Genomic DNA, 16,642 nt, shown 5'->3' with positions numbered 1-16,642 from the left:
GGAGGCAGGACGATGGCTGATCTCGACCGCAGGACATTGATCAAGGCGGCCGCGCTGCCGGCGCTGGGCGGGCTGCCCTTCCGCAGTGCCCGCGCCCAGGCGGCCAACGTCATCAAGCTTGGCGTGCCGGTGGACATGTCCGGCATGTACCGCGACGTCACCGGCCAGACCTCGGTCGCCGCGGTCCGCCAGGCGGTGCAGGATTTCGGCCCGCGCGGCTTCACCGTGGAGATCGTCTCCGCCGACCACCAGAACAAGCCGGATGTCGGCGTCAGCATCGCCCGCGCCTGGTTCGACCGCGACGGCGTCGACTGCCTGGTCGACGTCGCCACATCCTCCGTCGCCCTGGCGGTCAACGACCTGGTGCGGGACAAGAACAAGGTCCACCTGAACAGCTCGGCGGCCAGTTCCGACCTGACCGGCAAGGGCTGCTCGCCCAACATGGTGCACTGGACCTACGACACCTGGATGCTGGCCAATTCGGTCGGCGGCGCCACGGTACGGGCGGGCGGCGACACCTGGTTCTTCGTCGTCGCCGACTATGCCTTCGGCCATGCGCTGGAACGCGACACCGGCGGCTTCATCCGCGCGGCGGGCGGCAAGATCCTCGGCAGCGTGCGCACGCCCTTCCCCGGCACGCAGGACTTTTCCTCCTTCCTGCTGCAGGCGCAGGCGAGCAAGGCCAAGGTCATCGGCCTGGCGAATGCCGGCACGGACACCATCAACTGCGTCAAGCAGGCGGCGGAGTTCGGCCTGACCGCCAAGGGCATCAAGCTCGCCTCCCTGCTGCTGTTCATCACCGAGGTCCATTCGCTCGGCCTGCGCACCGCCGCCGGGCTGATCGTGACCGAGAGCTTCTACTGGGACCTCAACGACCGGACGCGGGCCTTCACCGGGCGGCTGCGCCAGCAGGTCGGCCCGGCGCCGGGCATCGCCTCCACCCATGCCGGCACCTATGCCGCGGCGCTGCACTACCTGAAGGCGGTGCAGGACATGGGCGTGCCGGCGGCCAAGGCCAGCGGTGCCGAGGCGGTGGCGCGGATGAAGGCGATGCCGACCGACGACGACGCCTTCGGTGCGGGCCGCATCCGCGAGGACGGCCGCAAGCTGCACCCGGCCTTCCTGTTCGAGGTCAAGCGGCCGGAGGAATCGAAGGGGCCGTTTGACTACTACAAGCTGCTGCAGACCACCGCGGCGGACGACGCCTTCCGGCCGCTGGCCCAGGGCGGCTGCCCGCTGGTGAAGGCGTAGTCCGCCGAAGCCACCGCATGACCCATGGGCGGATTTCGACGCCTTCGCGGTTCCGCGAAGGCGTCGTTTGCCCTAGACCCGCGACCTTCGAGGAGGCCCCGAGGGGACACGACCGGCATGAGCGGCACCAACCAGCGCATCGACGGCAAGCGGCTGTGGGACAGCCTGATGGCCATGGCCGAGATCGGCGCCACGCCGAAGGGCGGCGTCAAGCGGCTCACCCTGACCGAGGTCGACCGCGCCGGCCGTGAAAGGTTTGCCGGCTGGTGCGAGGCGCTGGGCCTGACGATACGGGTGGACGCCATCGGCAACATGTTCGCCCGGCGGGAAGGGCGCGACCCCTCCCGCCCGCCCGTCCTCATGGGCAGCCACCTCGACAGCCAGCCCTCGGGCGGCAAATTCGACGGCGCGCTCGGCGTCATCGCCGGGCTCGAAGTGATGCGCAGCCTGCACGATCTCGGCATCCAGACCGAGGCGCCGATCGAGCTGGTCAACTGGACCGACGAGGAAGGCAGCCGCTTCGGCCATTCGCTGATGGGCAGCGGCGCCTGGGCCGGGGTCTATCCCCTGGAGAAGGTCTATGGCCTGGCCGACGTCGATGGGGTCACGGTCGAGCAGGCGCTGACCGCCATCGGCTACAAGGGCGCGGTGCCGGCCGCCCCCTTCCCGGCCGATGCCTATTTCGAGCTGCATATCGAGCAGGGCCCGATCCTGGAGCAGGAGGGCAAGGCGATCGGCATCGTCACCGGTGCCCAGGCGCAGGTCTGGTACGACGCGGTGGTCACCGGCCAGGACGCCCATGCCGGCACCACCCCGCCCGCCGCGCGGCGCGACGCGCTGGTCTGCGCCGCACGGATCATCGACCTGGTGGACCGCATGATGCGGGCGCGCGGCGAGGACGGCCGCGGCACCGTCGGCCAGCTGCATGTGCTGCCCAACAGCCGCAACGTGGTCCCCGGCGAGGTCCGCTTCAGCGTCGAATTCCGCCACCCCGATTTCGCCGAGATCGAGAAGCTGGCGGCGCAATTCCCGCGCGAGGCCGGCTTCATCGCCCGCGACTGCGGCACGCCCCTGCAACTGACCGAGCTGTTCCGCCTGCCCGCCCAGCCCTTCGATCCTGCCTGCGTGGATCTCGTCCGTCAGGCCGCGGCGCGGCTCGGCCTGGCGGCGCGGGAGATCGTCTCGGGCGCCGGGCACGATGCGGTCTATGTCGCCCGCAGCGTGCCGACCGCGATGATCTTCACCCCCTGCAAGGACGGGCTGTCGCACAACGAGGCCGAGAGCATCGAGCCGGAGGAGGCCGCGGCCGGCTGCCAGGTGCTGTTCGAGGCGGTCGTGGCCCGGGCCAACCGGGCGCTGTAGCGCGCCAGGTCGCTCATCGCCTGAATGTTCGGGCTTCCGCGAGGCAACCTCGGCTAGGCTCGCCCGCTTTCTCCCCCAGCAGGCGAGGCGGCGGATGGCGCGCGTGGACAAGCCCCGGTTTTCCAGCCCTCCTTTTCCCGCCGGCGGCTGGCCGGACGGGCCCTGGTGGCTGCTCGCCGCCGCCTCGGCCGCGGCGCCGCTCGCAGTGCTCGGCCAGGGCGGCACCCTCCAGGTGGCGTTGCTCGCCGCGCTGGCCTGCCTGGCCACCCCCGGTGCGGCGATCGAGGCGATGCTGGGCATCGCCCGGCTGGCCCTGGCGGTGGCGCCGCCGCCACGCTAGACAGCGCCAGGACCGGCGCCCTGGATTCCACGGGTCTGGGCGGCGCGAGGCTTGGAGGTGGGGGCTTGCCATCCCGGCAAACACCGCCTAGGCCCGCTCCGGGTTCCGTGTTAAGCCCCCCGGCTCTTTGGGGAGCCCCGTCCCGGGGCCGCCAGGGTGCAGTCACGCGCCGTTATCAGGAGAACACCAGGCGATGAGCGATACCGCCGAGAAGGTTAAGAAGATCGTTGTCGAGCACCTGGGCGTGGAAGAGGCCAAGGTGACGAACGACGCCTCCTTCATCGACGACCTGGGCGCCGACAGCCTCGACACCGTCGAGCTGGTCATGGCCTTCGAGGAGGCCTTCGGCGTGGAGATCCCCGACGATGCCGCCGAGAAGATCACGACCGTGAAGGACGCGATCGCCTATATCGACGAGCACAAGGCGGCCTGAAGCCGACAGGACAAGGGACGGAGAGGCCAAGCGTGTTCGCGAATCTAGGCGCGCCGCGGCGTGTCGTCATCACCGGGATGGGCATCGCCTGCCCGCTCGGCCTCGGCGTCGAGCATGTCTGGAAGCGGCTGATCGCGGGCGACAGCGGCATCTCCGCCATCCAGTCATTCGATACCAAGGACCTGCCGGCGAAGATTGCCGGCCAGGTTCCGGTCGGGTCCAAGGCCGAGGGCAAGCTCGACCTGAACGAGTGGATCCCGGTCAAGGACCAGAAGAAGATGGACCGCTTCATCCAGCTCGCCCTCGTGGCGGCGGTGGAAGCGGTCGAGGATTCCGGCTGGATGCCGGAGGACGAGGCGGACCGCTGCGCCACCGGCGTGATGATCGGCTCCGGCATCGGCGGCCTGCAGACGATCCATGAGGCCTCGCAGCATATCGCCGCCGGCCGCACCAAGCGGATCTCGCCCTTCTTCATCCCCTCCGCGCTGATCAACCTGGCTTCCGGCCACGTCTCGATCCGCTATGGCTTCAAGGGCCCGAACCACTCGGTGGTCACCGCCTGTGCCACCGGCGTGCACGCGCTGGGCGACGCGGCCCGCCTCATCGCCTTCGGCGATGCGGATGTGATGGTCGCCGGCGGGGCCGAGGCCGCGGTCTCCGAGATCGGCATGGCGGGCTTCTGCGCCTCTCGCGCGCTGTCCACCGCCTACAACGACACCCCGCAGCAGGGCTCGCGCCCCTGGGACGAGGGCCGCGACGGCTTCGTCATGGGCGAGGGCGCCGGCGTCATGGTGCTGGAAGCGCTCGACCACGCGAAGGCCCGCGGCGCCAAGATCTATGGCGAGGTCATCGGCTACGGCATGTCGGGCGATGCGCACCACATCACCGCCCCGTCCGATACCGGCGACGGCGCCTTCCGCTCGATGCGCGCGGCGCTGCGCAGCGCCGGGGTCGCCCCGTCCGCGGTGCAGTATGTCAACGCCCACGGCACCTCGACGCCGCTCGGCGACGATCTCGAGCTCGGCGCGGTGGAGCGGCTTTGGGGCGAGGATGGCCGGCATCTGGCGATGTCGTCCACCAAGTCGGCGATCGGCCACCTGCTGGGCGCGGCCGGCGCGGTGGAAGGTATCTTCTCGGTCCTGGCGATCCGCGACCGCGTTGCACCGCCGACGCTGAACCTCGAGAACCCCTCGCGCGAGAGCAACATCGACCGCGTCGCCAAGGTGGCGCAGGAACGGCCGATCGAGGTGGCGCTGTCGAACAGCTTCGGCTTCGGCGGCACCAACGCCAGCATCGTCTTCCGCGCGGCGCCCTGAAGGAAGGCCGGGGGAAGGCATTCCCCCGGACCCCCACTGCTTTCTGTGGGTTGGACGCATGCGTCCAACGGGGAGGAAGTACTTTTTTCCTCCCCGATCCTGCTGCCCCGGCCGGGTACGCCCCGGCTTCTCCTGCGTTCGCGCGGAATGACGATGCCGAACTTCCTGGATTCCTCCCATGGCTAGGACACTGCGCCGACTCGGCGCGGTGCTGCTTGTGCTCGGCCTTCTCACCGGCCTGGCCGGCTGGCAGGCGCTGCGCCTCTACCAGACGCCCGGGCCGCTCGTCGCGCCGGCGCAGGTGGTGGTGCCGCGCGGCGGGACCGAAGTGATCGCCGGCGCCCTGCTGCAGGCCGGCGTCATCGAGGACGCCCGCAGCTTCGCCGCCGCCGCCTGGGCCACCCGCGGCGCCGGGCCGCTGCGCGCCGCCGAATTCGCCTTCCCGCCCGGCGCCTCGCTCGAACAGGTGCTGGGCGTGCTGCGCACCGGCCGGCCGGTGCAGCATCGGCTGACCATCCCGGAAGGCCTGACCGCACGGCAGATCGCCGCCCTGCTGCGGGAAACCCCCGGCCTGGTCGGCGAGGTCACGGCGCCCGAGGAAGGTGCCGTGCTGCCGGAGACGTACGCCTTCCAGCGGGGCGACGACCGCGCCGCGCTGCTGCGCCGGGCGGAAGGCGCCATGCTGGTCGCACTCAACACCGCCTGGACCGAGCGCGCCGAGGGTCTGCCGCTGGCCACCCCGCGCGAGGCGCTGGTGCTGGCCTCGATCGTCGAGCGCGAGACGGCGCTGCCGGAGGAGCGGCCGCGCATCGCCGCCGCCTTCCTGAACCGGCTGAAGCGCGGCATGCCGCTGCAGTCCGACCCGACGGTCGCCTATGCCGCGGCCTCGGGCGGGGCGCTGGACCGGCCGCTGAGCCGGGCCGACCTGGACCGCGACCACCCCTTCAACACCTACCGCATCCGCGGCCTGCCGCCGGGGCCGATCGCCGCGCCGGGGATGGCGTCCCTCCGCGCGGTGACCCGGCCGGCGACGACGGATGAGCTCTATTTCGTCGCCGACGGCAGCGGCGGCCATGCTTTCGCCCGGACGCTGGAGGAGCACAACCGCAACGTCGCCCGCTGGCGGGAGATCGAGCGTCGGCGGGCGGAGAATGCGGGGCCGGCCACGGCCCCCACCACCCGCTGATCCGCCCGGAAGGAACTGCCCGCACCTGCGGCCGTTCAAGTCGTGCTGCATTGCAACATAGCGCCTCCGGAGGACCCACCCGTTTGACCCTGATCCCGAACACCACGACCCCTGCTGCCCTGCGCGCGCCGCTGATCGGCGCCGCCGTCCTCGGTGCCCTCGCGGTGCTGAACGGCGTCGCTGCCCGCCTGGCCGAGCGCCGGCATCCGCCGCAGGGCCGCTTCGTCGAGGTCGACGGCGTCCGGTTGCACTACACCGACCGCGGCACCGGCAAGCCGGTGGTGCTGATCCACGGCAACGTCGTCAGCGCCCAGGACTGGGACACCAGCGGCGTCGCCCCGCTGCTGCTGGACTCGGGCCATCGCGTCATCGCCTTCGACCGCCCCGGCTTCGGCCACAGCGACCGGCCGCGCGGCCGGCTCTGGACAGCGGCGGCGCAGGCCGACCTGCTGCACCGGGCGCTGCCGCAAATCGGCATCGAGCGGCCGGTGGTGGTTGGGCATTCCTGGGGCGCCATCGTCGCCCTGGCCCTGGCGGCGCGGCACCAGGCCGACACCGCGGGGGTGGTGCTGCTCTCGGGCTACTACTTCTGGACCCTGCGGCCGGACGTGCTGCCGGTGACGCTCGGCGCCCTGCCGGTGGTGGGGGACATCCTGCGCTACACCGTGTCGCCGCTGCTCGGCCGGCTGCTGATGCCGCTTGTGAAGCGGGGGATGTTCTCGCCCTTGCCGGTGCCGGCGCGGTTCCGGAAGGATTATTCGGACGCCATGGCGCTGCGGCCCTCGCAGATCCGCGCCACATCGGACGACGGCGCGCTGATGATCCCGGGCGCCGTGCAGCTCCAAGGCGAGCTCGACGGTCTGCGGCTGCCCACGGTCATCCTGGCCGGGGCGGCGGACAAGGTGGTGTTCAGCGACATGGCGGAGCGGCTGCATGCGGCGCTGCCGAGCAGCGTCCTGCACATCGTCCAGGGCGCCGGGCACATGGTGCACTATGCCGTGCCGCGGCAGGTCGCCGGCATCGTCGCCGCGGTGGCACGGACCGGCACGGTGCCGGGGGTGACCGCTAAGGCGGCCTGAGCCGCCGGCCGGGAAGGTCGTCCGACCCTTCCGGCCGATGCGCACTCAGCCGAATTCGACGGTCAGGTTCATCGCGAAGAGGTCGAACTCGTCGTCGAGCCGCAGCTTGCCTGCCGGCCCGGCCGCCCGGCGCAGCTTCGGCAGCTTGAGGACCGCCTTGCAGATCTCGGGGATCATCACCCGGTTCATGTAGACGCCGAAGCATTCGTGCATGCCATGGCCGAAATGCATGTAGGCATCCGCCGGCCGGTCGATGCGGAAGGCGCGCGCATCCGGCAGCTTGCGCCCGTCGAACATCGCCGACCGCGTCGCCGCCATGACGAAGGCGCCGGCCGGGATGGTCTTCGCCCGCCAGGTCCCGGCGGCAACCCGGTAGGGCGTGACGCAGTTGCGGAACAGGCCCGGCGTCAGCGGGTAGAAGCGCGAGGCCTCGAAGACGTAGCGCGCCACCAGCGCGTCGTCGTCGCCCAGCGCCGCCGCCTGCGCCTCGGCCAGCTCGCGGGGCCGGTCGAGCAGCACGTCGAAGAGCTGCGGGATCACCATCGGCGGCTGCGGCAGGGCGCCGACGATCAGGCCGATCATGTTGTTGCGGATCTCCCGGTCGGAGAAGCCGGGCAGGCCGAGGTCCTGGAATTGCAGGCAGCGTTCCAGGATGTCGTCATGCTGGCCGCGCGCCAGCTTGCGGGCGGCGATCGTCGCCTCGACCTGGGCGCGCATGCTTGCCGCCAGCGGCTCGACCGCCGTGCGCCGCGCCGGGTCGTTGAACAGGTCGGCGAACATGAAGCCGAACAGCCCGCGCGCCTCGTCCGAGAAGGCCTTCACGCTGCGTCCGGGGATGCCGAAATAAGCACCGAACAGCCGCGTGGTGACGTCCTGGGTCAGCTCCATCGCCAGGTCGACCCGGCCCGCCGGCCGCGCCCGGTCGAGCACCTCGGCGGTCAGCCGGGCAGTCTCGGGGGCGACGCGCGCCACCGCCTCGCCGCGCGGCGCCGTCATCCGCATGTTGGTCTTGTCGCGGGTGAAGCGCTCCTCGTCCTTCATGCCGAGGAAGATGTTGTCGCCATCCATGATGGCGGCGATCTTCGGCGCATAGGTGACGTCGAAGACGTTCGGCCGGGTCAGCACCTCCTCGACGTCGTCGTAGCGGGTGACCAGCGCCCAGGTGCGCCCCTGGAAGCGCACCACCAGGATCGGGACCAGGGTTCGCGCGATGCGGAACATCAGGTCCATGTGGTCCTTCAGCCAGCCGAAGATGCGCTGGCCGGTGCTCGGGGCCTGGACGGCCTCCGCCATGTTGACCCCATCCGGCATGCGCGCATCTCCTCGGGCTGGAATTCAGGTCGGGTCGACGGACCCCATCGCCATCATCCGCAGCGCGGTGATGCTCGGGATGAAGAAGTACTCGCCGCCATGGGTCTCGACGAAGAGCGGCAGGTTGGCGGCGATGTAGGGCGGGCGGCCGGATTTCGGGTCGGACTGCACGACGAACTTGTTGGCCATCGGGTTGTCCGGGTCGCGCCGGCCGGTGATCGGGCAGGCGTCGTTGCCGCTGTCGAGGTCGAGCCCGTAATGCAGCCATTGCTGCTGGATGAACTCGAACTGGCGGAACAGGCTGGTGCAGAGCGCCATGATGAAGACGCCGTGCTCCGCCTTGTCGTCCGCCATGGCGGCCGGCGAGGTGTCGCCATAGGGCAGGCCGCGGCGCAGGATGCGGCGCCGGTTGGTGAGCTGGGTCGAGGCCTCGCCAAGCTTGTGGTCGGGGTCGAGCATGTCGCGCGGGTTGACCCGCCGCACATGCGAGCCCAGCGGGCACTTCACCCCGTCCGGGTCCTCGGTGTAGCGGTAGTTGCGCAGCCTGGCGCCGAACTCGGCGTATTGCGCCTTCTCGGCATCGTCCAGCGGCATCCGCGCAGCGGATTTCAGCAGCACCGGGACGTAGGGGGCGATGAAGGCCTGTTCGGCCTCCTTGGTGGGCGCAAGCGCCAGCGGCACGCCGCTCGGCCAGCGGCCGACCATCTTGGCCATCAGCGTCTCCCGCGCCACCGCGGGGTCGGCGATGCCGGCGGTGCGGCCGAAGGCTTCCGCATGCTGCGCCATGGCGGCTTCGAAGCTGGCGGTGTTCTGGTGCAGCTTGCGCAGCGCCATGAAGGTGCCGTTGCGCATGAAGTGGTTGGGCACCGACGCCACCGGCAGCTCCTGCCCCTCGCTGGCCTGGCCGAGCAGGAATTCGCCGGCCGAGAGCGGCGACCAGCTGGCCTTCGCGTCGAACGGGCCGGGCCGGATCTTGCCCGAGCCGATCGCCGCCATCGGGTCCTCGGCCAGCACGTCCTGGCCGGTGAAGACCGGGTCGGAGATGCCATCGGTAAAACCAAAGGGCTCCTTCGGCGTCGGGATCAGCACGCCGCCCGGGCCGGTCACCATGATGGTGCCGGAATCCTGCCAGCGGTCCTCCGCCGGCGCGCTGCCGTCCGGCCGCCGGCCATGGCCGCCGAGCAGCGTGAGCCGCCCCCGGGCGAAGGGGTGCTCGGTCAGGCCGATCAGCCAGCGCGTCCAGACATCCAGCTCGGGCACCGGCAGGCCGGTGGACGGCTCCGGCTGGGCATTGAGCGAGACCCAGACATGGATCGCCTTGGCGTCGTCGCGCGACGAATCGCGCCAGACGGTGTCCCAGTTCTCCGGCGCGCTGGCCTCGAGGTCGCCGAGCACGGTGTTGCGCGCCGCCATGCCCTCGATGAACTCGTCCGGCATCAGTCGCATCGTCGCGGTCGGCAATTCCAGCGCCGCCAGCCCGGCCCAGGTGAAGGCGATATTCACCGTCACCTTCGGCTTGTCGCGCACCGGCGCGTCCTTCGGCGTGTCGGCGTTGCGCCAGGGCTCCGCGGTGGTCACCGCCGGGCGGATCTGGTCGACCAGCCAGCGGCCGATCTCGCTGTCCGGGCGGCGCGGGTCCTGCCGGTCCCGGTTGACGTGGAACAGGAAGTACCGCGCATAGGGGAAGCCGTAGCGGCCATAGGGGCGGTGGATGTTGCCCTGGATGTCATGCAGGTCGAGCGTGCTCATGCCACGACTCCCTCGGTCTTGGCGGGCGTGACGGGTGCGGGGGCTGGGGCGGGCACCGCCTGGAGCGGCGGCGTGCGAATGACGCCGGGCGGCTGGGTCGGCGCCGCCTCCCGGGCCGGGTCGGTGTCGCGGAGGAAGCGGCCGAAGGCGGCGTGCAGCTCGGCTGGACCGCGGCCCTGGTTCTCGATGACGAATTCCAGGAAGCGCTGCTGCAGGTAGATCGACTTCAGCACGTCCGGCAGCTTGGCGCCGGGCGGGAAGGAGACCTGCGCCTTCGCCTTGAAGGCGTTGTAGATCCAGACGAGGTAGCCGCCGACGCCGAGCAGGATCAGCAGCAGCACCAGCCCGCCGCGGCGGGCGACCCAGGACGCCGCGTCCCGCGCCTGGCTGTCGTGGCCGACGGCCGCGAACAGGAAGCACAGCACCCAGATGCCGAGCACCGCGAGGATCGGCTTGGCGTAGCGGCCGATCACGCCCAGCGCCTTGGTCGGCAGCGGCAGGTCGGCCGGCATCCGCGCCAGGTCGGCCGGCCGCCAGTAGTCGTTGAAGGGGAAGGTGGTCTCGACCTGGCAGGCCTTCACGTAGCGGAAGAAGGCCTCGGCGGTGGTGATCGTGGCCGCGTCGAAGCCGTAGCAGCAGGCGAAGATGCGCGTCAGCTCCGGCCGCATCGTCGACCAGAGCGTGTCGGTGAAGGCCCGGAGCGACTGGTCCGAGCCGTCCGGCGCGTCGAAATCGGCGGCGAACAGCAGATAGGGCGTCGGCAGGGCATCGACCGGCTGGTGCACCGTCGGGTCGACCTGGCGGATCTTGGCCAGCAGCGAATCGCCCGATTCGCGGCCGTTGTAGGGCGGCGCGTCGATCAGCACGAAGCGCGCCAGATGTGTCATGGTGTTGCGGCTGAAGGGGCTTGCTGCCTCGTCGTCCCGGGTGGTCACGCCGACCTGGGAGTTCGGCATCTCCGCCAGCCTGGCGAGCAGCGTCTGGCGCCAGGAGAAGCGGTGCTGGTCCGGCATCGTGCCGTTGCGCACCGGGGCGAGCATCGTCAGGAAGTAGTGGCCACCATCATAATTCGGCATGGGTCCGCCTCCTCAATGCGCAACTTCGCTGGGACGTGGGTCGGGGCTGGGGAGCCACTGGCTGCGGTCGAGGTAGCGGCGGCGCGCCGCCTCCGCGCGCTCGGTCGCCGGCGAGGCGGAGGGCGCGATGCCCTGGGCACCGAAGGCCTTCTGCCGGTCGGCCAGCATCTGGTTGTACCTGGTGGCGAAGCCGACCGGGTCGAAGGCCGCGTGGTCGCGTGCCAGCGCCACCAGCGCGTCACGCAGCTGCAGCGCCTGGACGATGTCGCGCTGCGCCGCGCCCGGCGTCGCGTTGTAGTAGTAGTTGGTCTGCAGCTGGTTGGCCGCGATGTAGTCCTTGAACACCGCGATCGGGATCGAGTGCGGATATTTCGTGCTGGTGTACCAGAGGAAGTCGAGCCCGGTGGGGATGCCGTCGGCGAAGGCGTCGATGTACTGGTCCCAGGTGCCGTTGAAGTTGCTGAGGAACAGCAGGTAGTCGTTGTGCAGGCCGGCCGCCGGCTTGGGCTGGTCCGGGCTGACATGCGGCCACTGCTCGCGCCGGATCACCACCCAGCGGGCGAAGTGGATGAATTTCAGCCCGAGCAGCCCGGCAAGCTGGCTCGGCGCCGAATGCGAAATCCAGAAGATGAGCTGCGTCAACCAGGTCTTGATGCCCGGCTTGATCGGCGTCAGCACGTTCATCGCGTAGGCTTTGCCGGCGATGTTCGACATGGAGGATCTCCCTACCCGCGGGCTTGCCCAAGCCGGGCACCATTCGCAGGGCGAACCGTGCCTTCCCGGGCAATTGATACGCAAGGAATGAATCCCGGAAACTCGTGCGCAGGCGCACAGCACCGCCGGGCGTAACAACCCCAGGGCGAATGCCACGAGGGGGATGGCCGCCGGCAGCGCGGCGGGGCAGCATCGCCCGGCATGCGCCAGCCCGCCGACGCCCCCTCGCCCCTCGCCCAGCGGGTTCCCTTGCCCGCCGGCCGCCCGAAGCGCCGCCGCCGCCCGCCGCCGCAGCGCCTGCTGGCCGGCTTCCTCGGCACCACCTGCGCGCTGCTCGGCTGCGTCGCGCTGCTGCGGCTGACCGAGCATCCCTGGCTGCTGCCCTCGCTCGGCGGGTCCTGCGTCATCCTCTTCGGCATGGCGCGCGGCGTCATGGCGCAGCCGCGCAGCTTCCTCGGCGGGCATGTCCTGGCAACGCTGGTCGGGCTGGCCTGCCGCTTCGGCTACGTGACCTTCGGCGGACCGATCGAGCTCTGGGGCGCCGCCGCGGTCGGCGCCGCGCTGACCGTGATGGCGGCGACGCGCACCATCCATTCGCCGGCCGGTGCCAACCCGATCGTGGTCTTCGCCGAGCAGGCGGGGCCGGGCTTCCTGCTGGCGCCGCTGCTACCGGGCCTGGCGGTGCTTTTCGCCGCCGCCTACCTGGTCAACAACCTGCCCCGGCCCTGGGGCGCCGGCCCCTGGCCGCGGTTCCGAGAGGCTTCGCCGCGGCGCCGGGCCGTGGCAGACTCCCCGGCGATCCAAGGTGGATTCCGACCATGACCAAGCCCCTCAGCATCGGCTTCCTGCTCTTCCCGCGGCTCACCCAGCTCGACTTCACCGGCCCCTTCGAGGTGCTGTCGCGGCTGCCCGGCGCCACGGTGCGGACCATCTGGAAGCAGGCCGGGCCGGTGCGCTCGGACACCGGGCTGACCATGCTGGCCGATACCGCCATGGCGGATTGTCCGCAGCTCGACGTGCTCTGCATCCCTGGCGGGCCCGGCGTAGCGCCGCTGATGGAAGACGCGGAGGTGCTCGATTTCCTGCGTGCCCAGGCGCCGGGCGCGCAGTGGGTCACCTCGGTCTGCACCGGCGCGCTGGTCCTGGGCGCGGCCGGGCTGCTGCGGGGCCGCCGCGCCACCACGCACTGGGCCAGCCACGACTTCCTCGCCGCGCTCGGCGCCGTGCCGGTGCAGGCGCGGGTGGTGCGGGACGGCCATCTGGTCACCGGCGGGGGCGTCACCGCCGGGATCGACTTCGCGCTCACCATCGTCGCCGAGATCGCCGGGCCGGAGCTGGCCCAGGCGATCCAGTTGCAGATCGAGTACGCCCCCGCCCCGCCCTTCCAGGCCGGCGACCCCGCCACCGCCCCGGCTGCGGTGCTGGCGGCGGCACAGGCCCGCGGCGCCGGAATGCGGGCGGAACGCGAGGCGCTGGTCGCCCGCGTCGCCGCCCGGCTGGCGGCAGCCTGACCCTGGCGCCACCCCAGCCCGAGGAGCCCGCCCCCCTGGCGCGCGGGCCGAACCGGCTGCTGCTGCTCGGCCTGGGCTACCTGTGCCTGGCGCTCGCCTTCATCGGCGTGCTGCTGCCGGTGATGCCGACCACCATCTTCCTGATCGTCGCCGCCTGGGCCTTCGGCCGCGCCAACCCGGCGCTGCGCGCCAGGCTGCGGGCGCATCCGCGCTTCGGCCCATCGCTGCGGCACTGGCAGGACCACGGCAGCATCGGGCCGCGCGCCAAGCGGGCGGCGCTGCTCGGCATGGCGCTGGGCTGGCTGACGGTGACCGTGATATTCCGCGACCTGCTGGCATCAGGCATCGCCGGTGCCTGCATGGCCGCCGTCGCGGTGTACATTCTCACGCGCCCGTCGCATTCTGCGGCCGGAGGGTCCTGAGTGCGGGGCCGTAGCGGGTCGCGCCGGATCGGGTTCGCGGCAGGCAGCCAGCCATAAGGCCAGCGGATGACACCCCTGCGTCGGGCGCGGGCCGCCTTGCGGCCGCGGTGCCGGCAAATACCGGGCGGCATCCCCAGATAGGGCCTATACAACACGATGAGACGCCGCGATCGCCCGATCGCGGCGCGATGAGGCGCCCCGCCGCAGCGGGGCCAGACCGACAGGATTCATTCCCGTGGCACAGAGTCCGGCGAAAGCCGATACCGCCCCGACCATCGACCCCGCCGCGCTCGAGGAGGAGGTCGCCTATTTGGCCAAGCGCCACCGCGTGACCCCGGCGATCATCCGGGAGATCATCCGCCGTTTGGGCGTGAGCGAACGCAGCGCGATCGAGCGCGAGATCCAGAAGGGCAAGGCGCGCCGCTGAAGCACGATGGCTGGAGGCGAAATCGCCGAGCAGCCTGATGCCTGCGACCGTAAAGGCGCCGGAGCATGATGCGCGGACGACGCCGAGCGCCTCATGCTCCGGCGCAGGTCGCGTGCGGGCGCGGGCCCGCACGCGATCCGTGCTGAAAACCAGGCGCTGCAACGGTACCGCGGTCACCTTCGGCCGCGAGCCCTGCAGCCCGCCTCGCCAAGGGAGACCCAGGCATGACCGCCGAGGAGCTGAAAGCTTGGGCGCTGGCCAATGGCTGGCAGATGATCGCCGGCATGCCCAGCCTGACCAAGCCGTCGCGGCCGTCCGAGGCCATCGTCCGGATGGACCTGAAGGCGACGGTGGTGAACATCGAGGTGAAGAAGCCGGCCGGTAAGTGGGAGAAGGTCGCGGGCGCCGCCTATGCCAAGGTCGAGGCCGACGAGGAAACCGGTCTGCCGCGCGGGCTGGGGCTGGATACCATCCCCGGCTTCACCATGCTGATGCGGGAGAACCTGGACGCGAAGGTCTTCGCCAGCATGGGCGGCGGTCCGAAGCGGCGGTAGCAAGGGCGCAAAACCGGCCCGCCGCGAGGGCGGGCCGCCAACCGGCACCCAGCGGTCGCCCCCGCCGCGGCGGGGGCCTTCGGCTCAGCGCTGGCGCGCCTTGCGGGCGGCGTAGCGCGCATCGCGGGCCGCCTTCTGCTCGGCCGCCAGCGCCAGGGTGCGGGCCTTCTTCTCGGCATCGAGGATGATGGCGCGTTCGCGCTGCTCGGCCTCGCTGCGGGCGGCATTCGCCGCGTCCTCGGCTTCCTGCGCGGCCTTCGCGCGGGCCGCGGCGGCCTCGGCTTCGGCACGGGCGCGGGCTTCCTCGGCCAGGCGCGCGGCCTCGGCCTCGCGGGCGGCCTTGCGCTCGGCGATCCGGGCGTCGCGCGCCTCGGCGATCGCCTTCTGCTGCTCCAGCTTCTCGCGGACCGCAGGGTCGTCCAGCCCAGGGCGGGCCTTGAAGCGTTCCAGGAGGGCCTGCTTCGCCTTCGTCTGGGTGGTCAGCCGGTCGTTGAAATTGTCGTACTTGCGAGCATTCATGGCCGTCTTCTAGAACAATAAGGTAGCGCGCGGCTACCCCGTTCCGCTGCGGACCTGCCATGCCGATAGTTCGGGTCCGGCCCGCGGCGGCTGCACGGGTCCCGCGCCCGGCCGGCCCGGGCGATTGCCGGATGCTGCAGCGCGGCGCATATCGAGCCGATGCCGTCCTCCCCCGCCGGTCCGCCCGCCGAGCCAACTCCGGGCACCGCGCCGGGATCGACCCGCCGCCTCATCCTGCTGCTCGGCCTGGCCTCCTTCGCCGGCGCGCTCAGCGTGCGCGCGACCGACCCCTTCGTGCCGACCATCGCGGCCGAATTCGCCGCCTCCACCGACCGGGTGGCGCTGCTGGCGACCGCCTTCGCGGTACCCTTCGCGCTGATCCAGCCGATCCTCGGACCGGTCGGCGATGCGCTGGGCAAGCGGCGGATCATCCGGGTGGCGCTGCTGCTGCTGTCCTTCTTCGCCCTGCTGGCACCGCTGGCGCCCGACCTCGGGACGCTGGCGGTGCTGCGGGCGCTGACCGGCATCGCCGCCGGCGGCATCATGCCGCTGACGCTCGCCACGGTGGCCGATGCGGTGCCGATCCAGGACCGTCAGGTGGCGCTCAGCCGGGTGGTGGTCTTCGCCATCGCCGGGCAGATCGCCGGCGGCGCCATGGCCGGGGTGCTGGCGCCGATCCTCGGCTGGCGCGGCGTGCTGGGGCTTTGCGCCGGGGTGGCGGCGGTCGCCTCCGTCCTGCTGTTCCTCATCCCCTTCGGCGGCCCGGCCGAGCCGCGCCGGCGGTTCGAGCCGGTGCAGGCGCTGCGGCGCTACCGGATGATCCTCGGGCTGCCGGCGGCGCGCATCCTGTATCTCGCGGTGTTCCTGGAAGGCATCTTCGTCTTCGGCACCTTCCCCTACCTCGCCCCGGTGCTGCAGGCCCGCGGCCTCGGCAGCGGCGGCGGGGCAAGCCTCGAGGCCGGGCTGGCGGTGGCCGCCTTCGGCGCCGGCGGCTTCGTCTATGCGGCGATGGCGCGCGGCCTGCTCAAGCGGCTCGGCCAGGGGCGGATGGTGCGGCTCGGCGGCGGGCTGGCGGCGGCGGCGCTGCTGGGCTTCGCCCTCGCCCCCATGGCCGCGATCTTCATCGCCGCCGGGCTGCTGCTGGGGACCGGCTTCTACATGATCCACAACTCGATCCAGACCCGGGTGACCGAGGTGGCGCCGGAGGCGCGCGGCTCGGCCGTCGCCCTGCACGCCTTCCATTTCTTCGGCGGGCAGTCCTTCGGGCCGGTGCTGGTGGGGCTGGCGATCGGCGGCTTCGGCGCGCCGGCGGCCTTTGCGCTGGCCGCGGCGGGGATCCTGGCGCTGAGCGTCAGGTTGGGCCGGCGCTGAATTGCAAACGGCCGGCCCGGT

At 71.6% G+C, this 16,642-nt stretch carries 18 protein-coding genes; 13 read left to right on the top strand and 5 right to left on the bottom strand.

Features of this window, described 5'->3' with window-relative positions:
• The first annotated feature begins 12 nt into the window (after positions 1 to 12).
• From ACFQS7_RS15385 to ACFQS7_RS15355, 7 genes are all read left to right on the top strand, one after another.
• Positions 13 to 1,251: an ABC transporter substrate-binding protein gene (locus tag ACFQS7_RS15385; RefSeq protein ID WP_380067967.1), complete on the top strand. Its 1,239-nt coding sequence runs from the start codon at positions 13 to 15 to the stop codon at positions 1,249 to 1,251.
• A 117-nt stretch (positions 1,252 to 1,368) separates the two neighbouring features.
• A complete protein-coding gene (locus tag ACFQS7_RS15380) occupies positions 1,369 to 2,613 on the top strand; it encodes a Zn-dependent hydrolase (RefSeq protein ID WP_380067966.1) in 1,245 nt (414 codons plus the stop codon).
• Positions 2,614 to 2,716: 103 nt separating this feature from the next.
• The gene (locus tag ACFQS7_RS15375; RefSeq protein WP_380067965.1) at positions 2,717 to 2,953 is read left to right on the top strand and encodes a hypothetical protein; all 237 of its coding nucleotides are present in this window, start codon (positions 2,717 to 2,719) and stop codon (positions 2,951 to 2,953) included.
• A 193-nt stretch (positions 2,954 to 3,146) separates the two neighbouring features.
• On the top strand, positions 3,147 to 3,386 hold the full coding sequence (locus ACFQS7_RS15370; RefSeq protein ID WP_133292000.1) for an acyl carrier protein: 240 nt from the start codon (positions 3,147 to 3,149) through the stop codon (positions 3,384 to 3,386).
• 32 nt (positions 3,387 to 3,418) lie between these two features.
• Positions 3,419 to 4,702 (top strand): beta-ketoacyl-ACP synthase II, encoded by a 1,284-nt coding sequence (gene fabF, locus ACFQS7_RS15365; RefSeq protein WP_380067964.1) that lies wholly within the window; start codon positions 3,419 to 3,421, stop codon positions 4,700 to 4,702.
• 178 nt (positions 4,703 to 4,880) lie between these two features.
• Positions 4,881 to 5,888, top strand: a complete 1,008-nt coding sequence (gene mltG, locus ACFQS7_RS15360; protein WP_380067963.1) for an endolytic transglycosylase MltG — start codon at positions 4,881 to 4,883, stop codon at positions 5,886 to 5,888.
• Positions 5,889 to 5,971: 83 nt separating this feature from the next.
• On the top strand, positions 5,972 to 6,967 hold the full coding sequence (locus tag ACFQS7_RS15355; RefSeq protein WP_380067962.1) for an alpha/beta fold hydrolase: 996 nt from the start codon (positions 5,972 to 5,974) through the stop codon (positions 6,965 to 6,967).
• A 45-nt stretch (positions 6,968 to 7,012) separates the two neighbouring features.
• Here ACFQS7_RS15355 and ACFQS7_RS15350 read toward each other — a convergent pair whose 3' ends face one another.
• The 4 genes from ACFQS7_RS15350 to ACFQS7_RS15335 are packed head-to-tail and all read right to left on the bottom strand — an operon-like array spanning position 7,013 to position 11,817.
• On the bottom strand, positions 7,013 to 8,278 hold the full coding sequence (locus tag ACFQS7_RS15350; RefSeq protein WP_380067961.1) for a hypothetical protein: 1,266 nt from the start codon (positions 8,276 to 8,278) through the stop codon (positions 7,013 to 7,015).
• 24 nt (positions 8,279 to 8,302) lie between these two features.
• Positions 8,303 to 10,027, bottom strand: coding sequence for a Dyp-type peroxidase (locus ACFQS7_RS15345; RefSeq protein WP_380067960.1), 1,725 nt, complete (start codon positions 10,025 to 10,027; stop codon positions 8,303 to 8,305).
• Positions 10,024 to 11,103: a hypothetical protein gene (locus tag ACFQS7_RS15340; protein WP_380067959.1), complete on the bottom strand. Its 1,080-nt coding sequence runs from the start codon at positions 11,101 to 11,103 to the stop codon at positions 10,024 to 10,026. The genes ACFQS7_RS15345 and ACFQS7_RS15340 overlap by 4 nt, the downstream gene beginning before the upstream one ends.
• Before the next feature lie 12 nt (positions 11,104 to 11,115).
• Positions 11,116 to 11,817: a hypothetical protein gene (locus tag ACFQS7_RS15335; protein WP_380067958.1), complete on the bottom strand. Its 702-nt coding sequence runs from the start codon at positions 11,815 to 11,817 to the stop codon at positions 11,116 to 11,118.
• A gap of 201 nt (positions 11,818 to 12,018) precedes the next feature.
• Between ACFQS7_RS15335 and ACFQS7_RS15330 the strand changes: the two genes are divergently transcribed.
• From ACFQS7_RS15330 to ACFQS7_RS15310, 5 genes are all read left to right on the top strand, one after another.
• Positions 12,019 to 12,639, top strand: a complete 621-nt coding sequence (locus ACFQS7_RS15330) for an HPP family protein (RefSeq protein WP_380067957.1) — start codon at positions 12,019 to 12,021, stop codon at positions 12,637 to 12,639.
• Positions 12,636 to 13,328: a DJ-1/PfpI family protein gene (locus ACFQS7_RS15325; protein WP_380067956.1), complete on the top strand. Its 693-nt coding sequence runs from the start codon at positions 12,636 to 12,638 to the stop codon at positions 13,326 to 13,328. Before ACFQS7_RS15330 ends, ACFQS7_RS15325 begins: the two co-directional genes overlap by 4 nt.
• A complete protein-coding gene (locus ACFQS7_RS15320) occupies positions 13,325 to 13,750 on the top strand; it encodes a YbaN family protein (protein ID WP_380068026.1) in 426 nt (141 codons plus the stop codon). Before ACFQS7_RS15325 ends, ACFQS7_RS15320 begins: the two co-directional genes overlap by 4 nt.
• Positions 13,751 to 13,985: 235 nt before the next feature.
• Positions 13,986 to 14,177 carry a hypothetical protein gene (locus tag ACFQS7_RS15315; protein WP_380067955.1) on the top strand — a complete coding sequence of 64 codons (192 nt, stop codon included), beginning with the start codon at positions 13,986 to 13,988 and terminating at the stop codon, positions 14,175 to 14,177.
• Positions 14,178 to 14,401: 224 nt separating this feature from the next.
• The gene (locus ACFQS7_RS15310) at positions 14,402 to 14,731 is read left to right on the top strand and encodes a hypothetical protein (protein ID WP_380067954.1); all 330 of its coding nucleotides are present in this window, start codon (positions 14,402 to 14,404) and stop codon (positions 14,729 to 14,731) included.
• Between the two features lie 84 nt (positions 14,732 to 14,815).
• Here ACFQS7_RS15310 and ACFQS7_RS15305 read toward each other — a convergent pair whose 3' ends face one another.
• The gene (locus ACFQS7_RS15305) at positions 14,816 to 15,250 is read right to left on the bottom strand and encodes a DUF6481 family protein (protein ID WP_380067953.1); all 435 of its coding nucleotides are present in this window, start codon (positions 15,248 to 15,250) and stop codon (positions 14,816 to 14,818) included.
• A gap of 159 nt (positions 15,251 to 15,409) precedes the next feature.
• On the opposite strand from ACFQS7_RS15305, the gene ACFQS7_RS15300 reads away from it, so the two are divergent.
• Positions 15,410 to 16,621: an MFS transporter gene (locus ACFQS7_RS15300; RefSeq protein ID WP_380067952.1), complete on the top strand. Its 1,212-nt coding sequence runs from the start codon at positions 15,410 to 15,412 to the stop codon at positions 16,619 to 16,621.
• Positions 16,622 to 16,642: the final 21 nt, after the last annotated feature.

The organism is Dankookia sp. GCM10030260 (assembly GCF_042666655.1).
Classification (GTDB): Bacteria; Pseudomonadota; Alphaproteobacteria; order Acetobacterales; family Acetobacteraceae; genus Paracraurococcus.
This window is presented reverse-complemented; position numbering and strand designations above follow the sequence as displayed.

Excerpts from the sequence above, each read along its gene's own strand:
- ACFQS7_RS15385 (WP_380067967.1), top strand. The coding sequence starts at position 13 with ATGGCTGATCTCGACCGCAGGACATTGATCAAGGCGGCCGCGCTGCCG.
- ACFQS7_RS15340 (WP_380067959.1), bottom strand. The coding sequence starts at position 11,103 with ATGCCGAATTATGATGGTGGCCACTACTTCCTGACGATGCTCGCCCCG.
- ACFQS7_RS15310 (WP_380067954.1), top strand. The coding sequence starts at position 14,402 with ATGACCGCCGAGGAGCTGAAAGCTTGGGCGCTGGCCAATGGCTGGCAG.
- ACFQS7_RS15345 (WP_380067960.1), bottom strand. The coding sequence starts at position 10,027 with ATGAGCACGCTCGACCTGCATGACATCCAGGGCAACATCCACCGCCCC.
- ACFQS7_RS15330 (WP_380067957.1), top strand. The coding sequence starts at position 12,019 with ATGCGCCAGCCCGCCGACGCCCCCTCGCCCCTCGCCCAGCGGGTTCCC.
- ACFQS7_RS15335 (WP_380067958.1), bottom strand. The coding sequence starts at position 11,817 with ATGTCGAACATCGCCGGCAAAGCCTACGCGATGAACGTGCTGACGCCG.
- ACFQS7_RS15325 (WP_380067956.1), top strand. The coding sequence starts at position 12,636 with ATGACCAAGCCCCTCAGCATCGGCTTCCTGCTCTTCCCGCGGCTCACC.
- ACFQS7_RS15305 (WP_380067953.1), bottom strand. The coding sequence starts at position 15,250 with ATGAATGCTCGCAAGTACGACAATTTCAACGACCGGCTGACCACCCAG.
- mltG (WP_380067963.1), top strand. The coding sequence starts at position 4,881 with ATGGCTAGGACACTGCGCCGACTCGGCGCGGTGCTGCTTGTGCTCGGC.
- ACFQS7_RS15300 (WP_380067952.1), top strand. The coding sequence starts at position 15,410 with ATGCCGTCCTCCCCCGCCGGTCCGCCCGCCGAGCCAACTCCGGGCACC.
- ACFQS7_RS15350 (WP_380067961.1), bottom strand. The coding sequence starts at position 8,278 with ATGCCGGATGGGGTCAACATGGCGGAGGCCGTCCAGGCCCCGAGCACC.
- ACFQS7_RS15370 (WP_133292000.1), top strand. The coding sequence starts at position 3,147 with ATGAGCGATACCGCCGAGAAGGTTAAGAAGATCGTTGTCGAGCACCTG.
- ACFQS7_RS15380 (WP_380067966.1), top strand. The coding sequence starts at position 1,369 with ATGAGCGGCACCAACCAGCGCATCGACGGCAAGCGGCTGTGGGACAGC.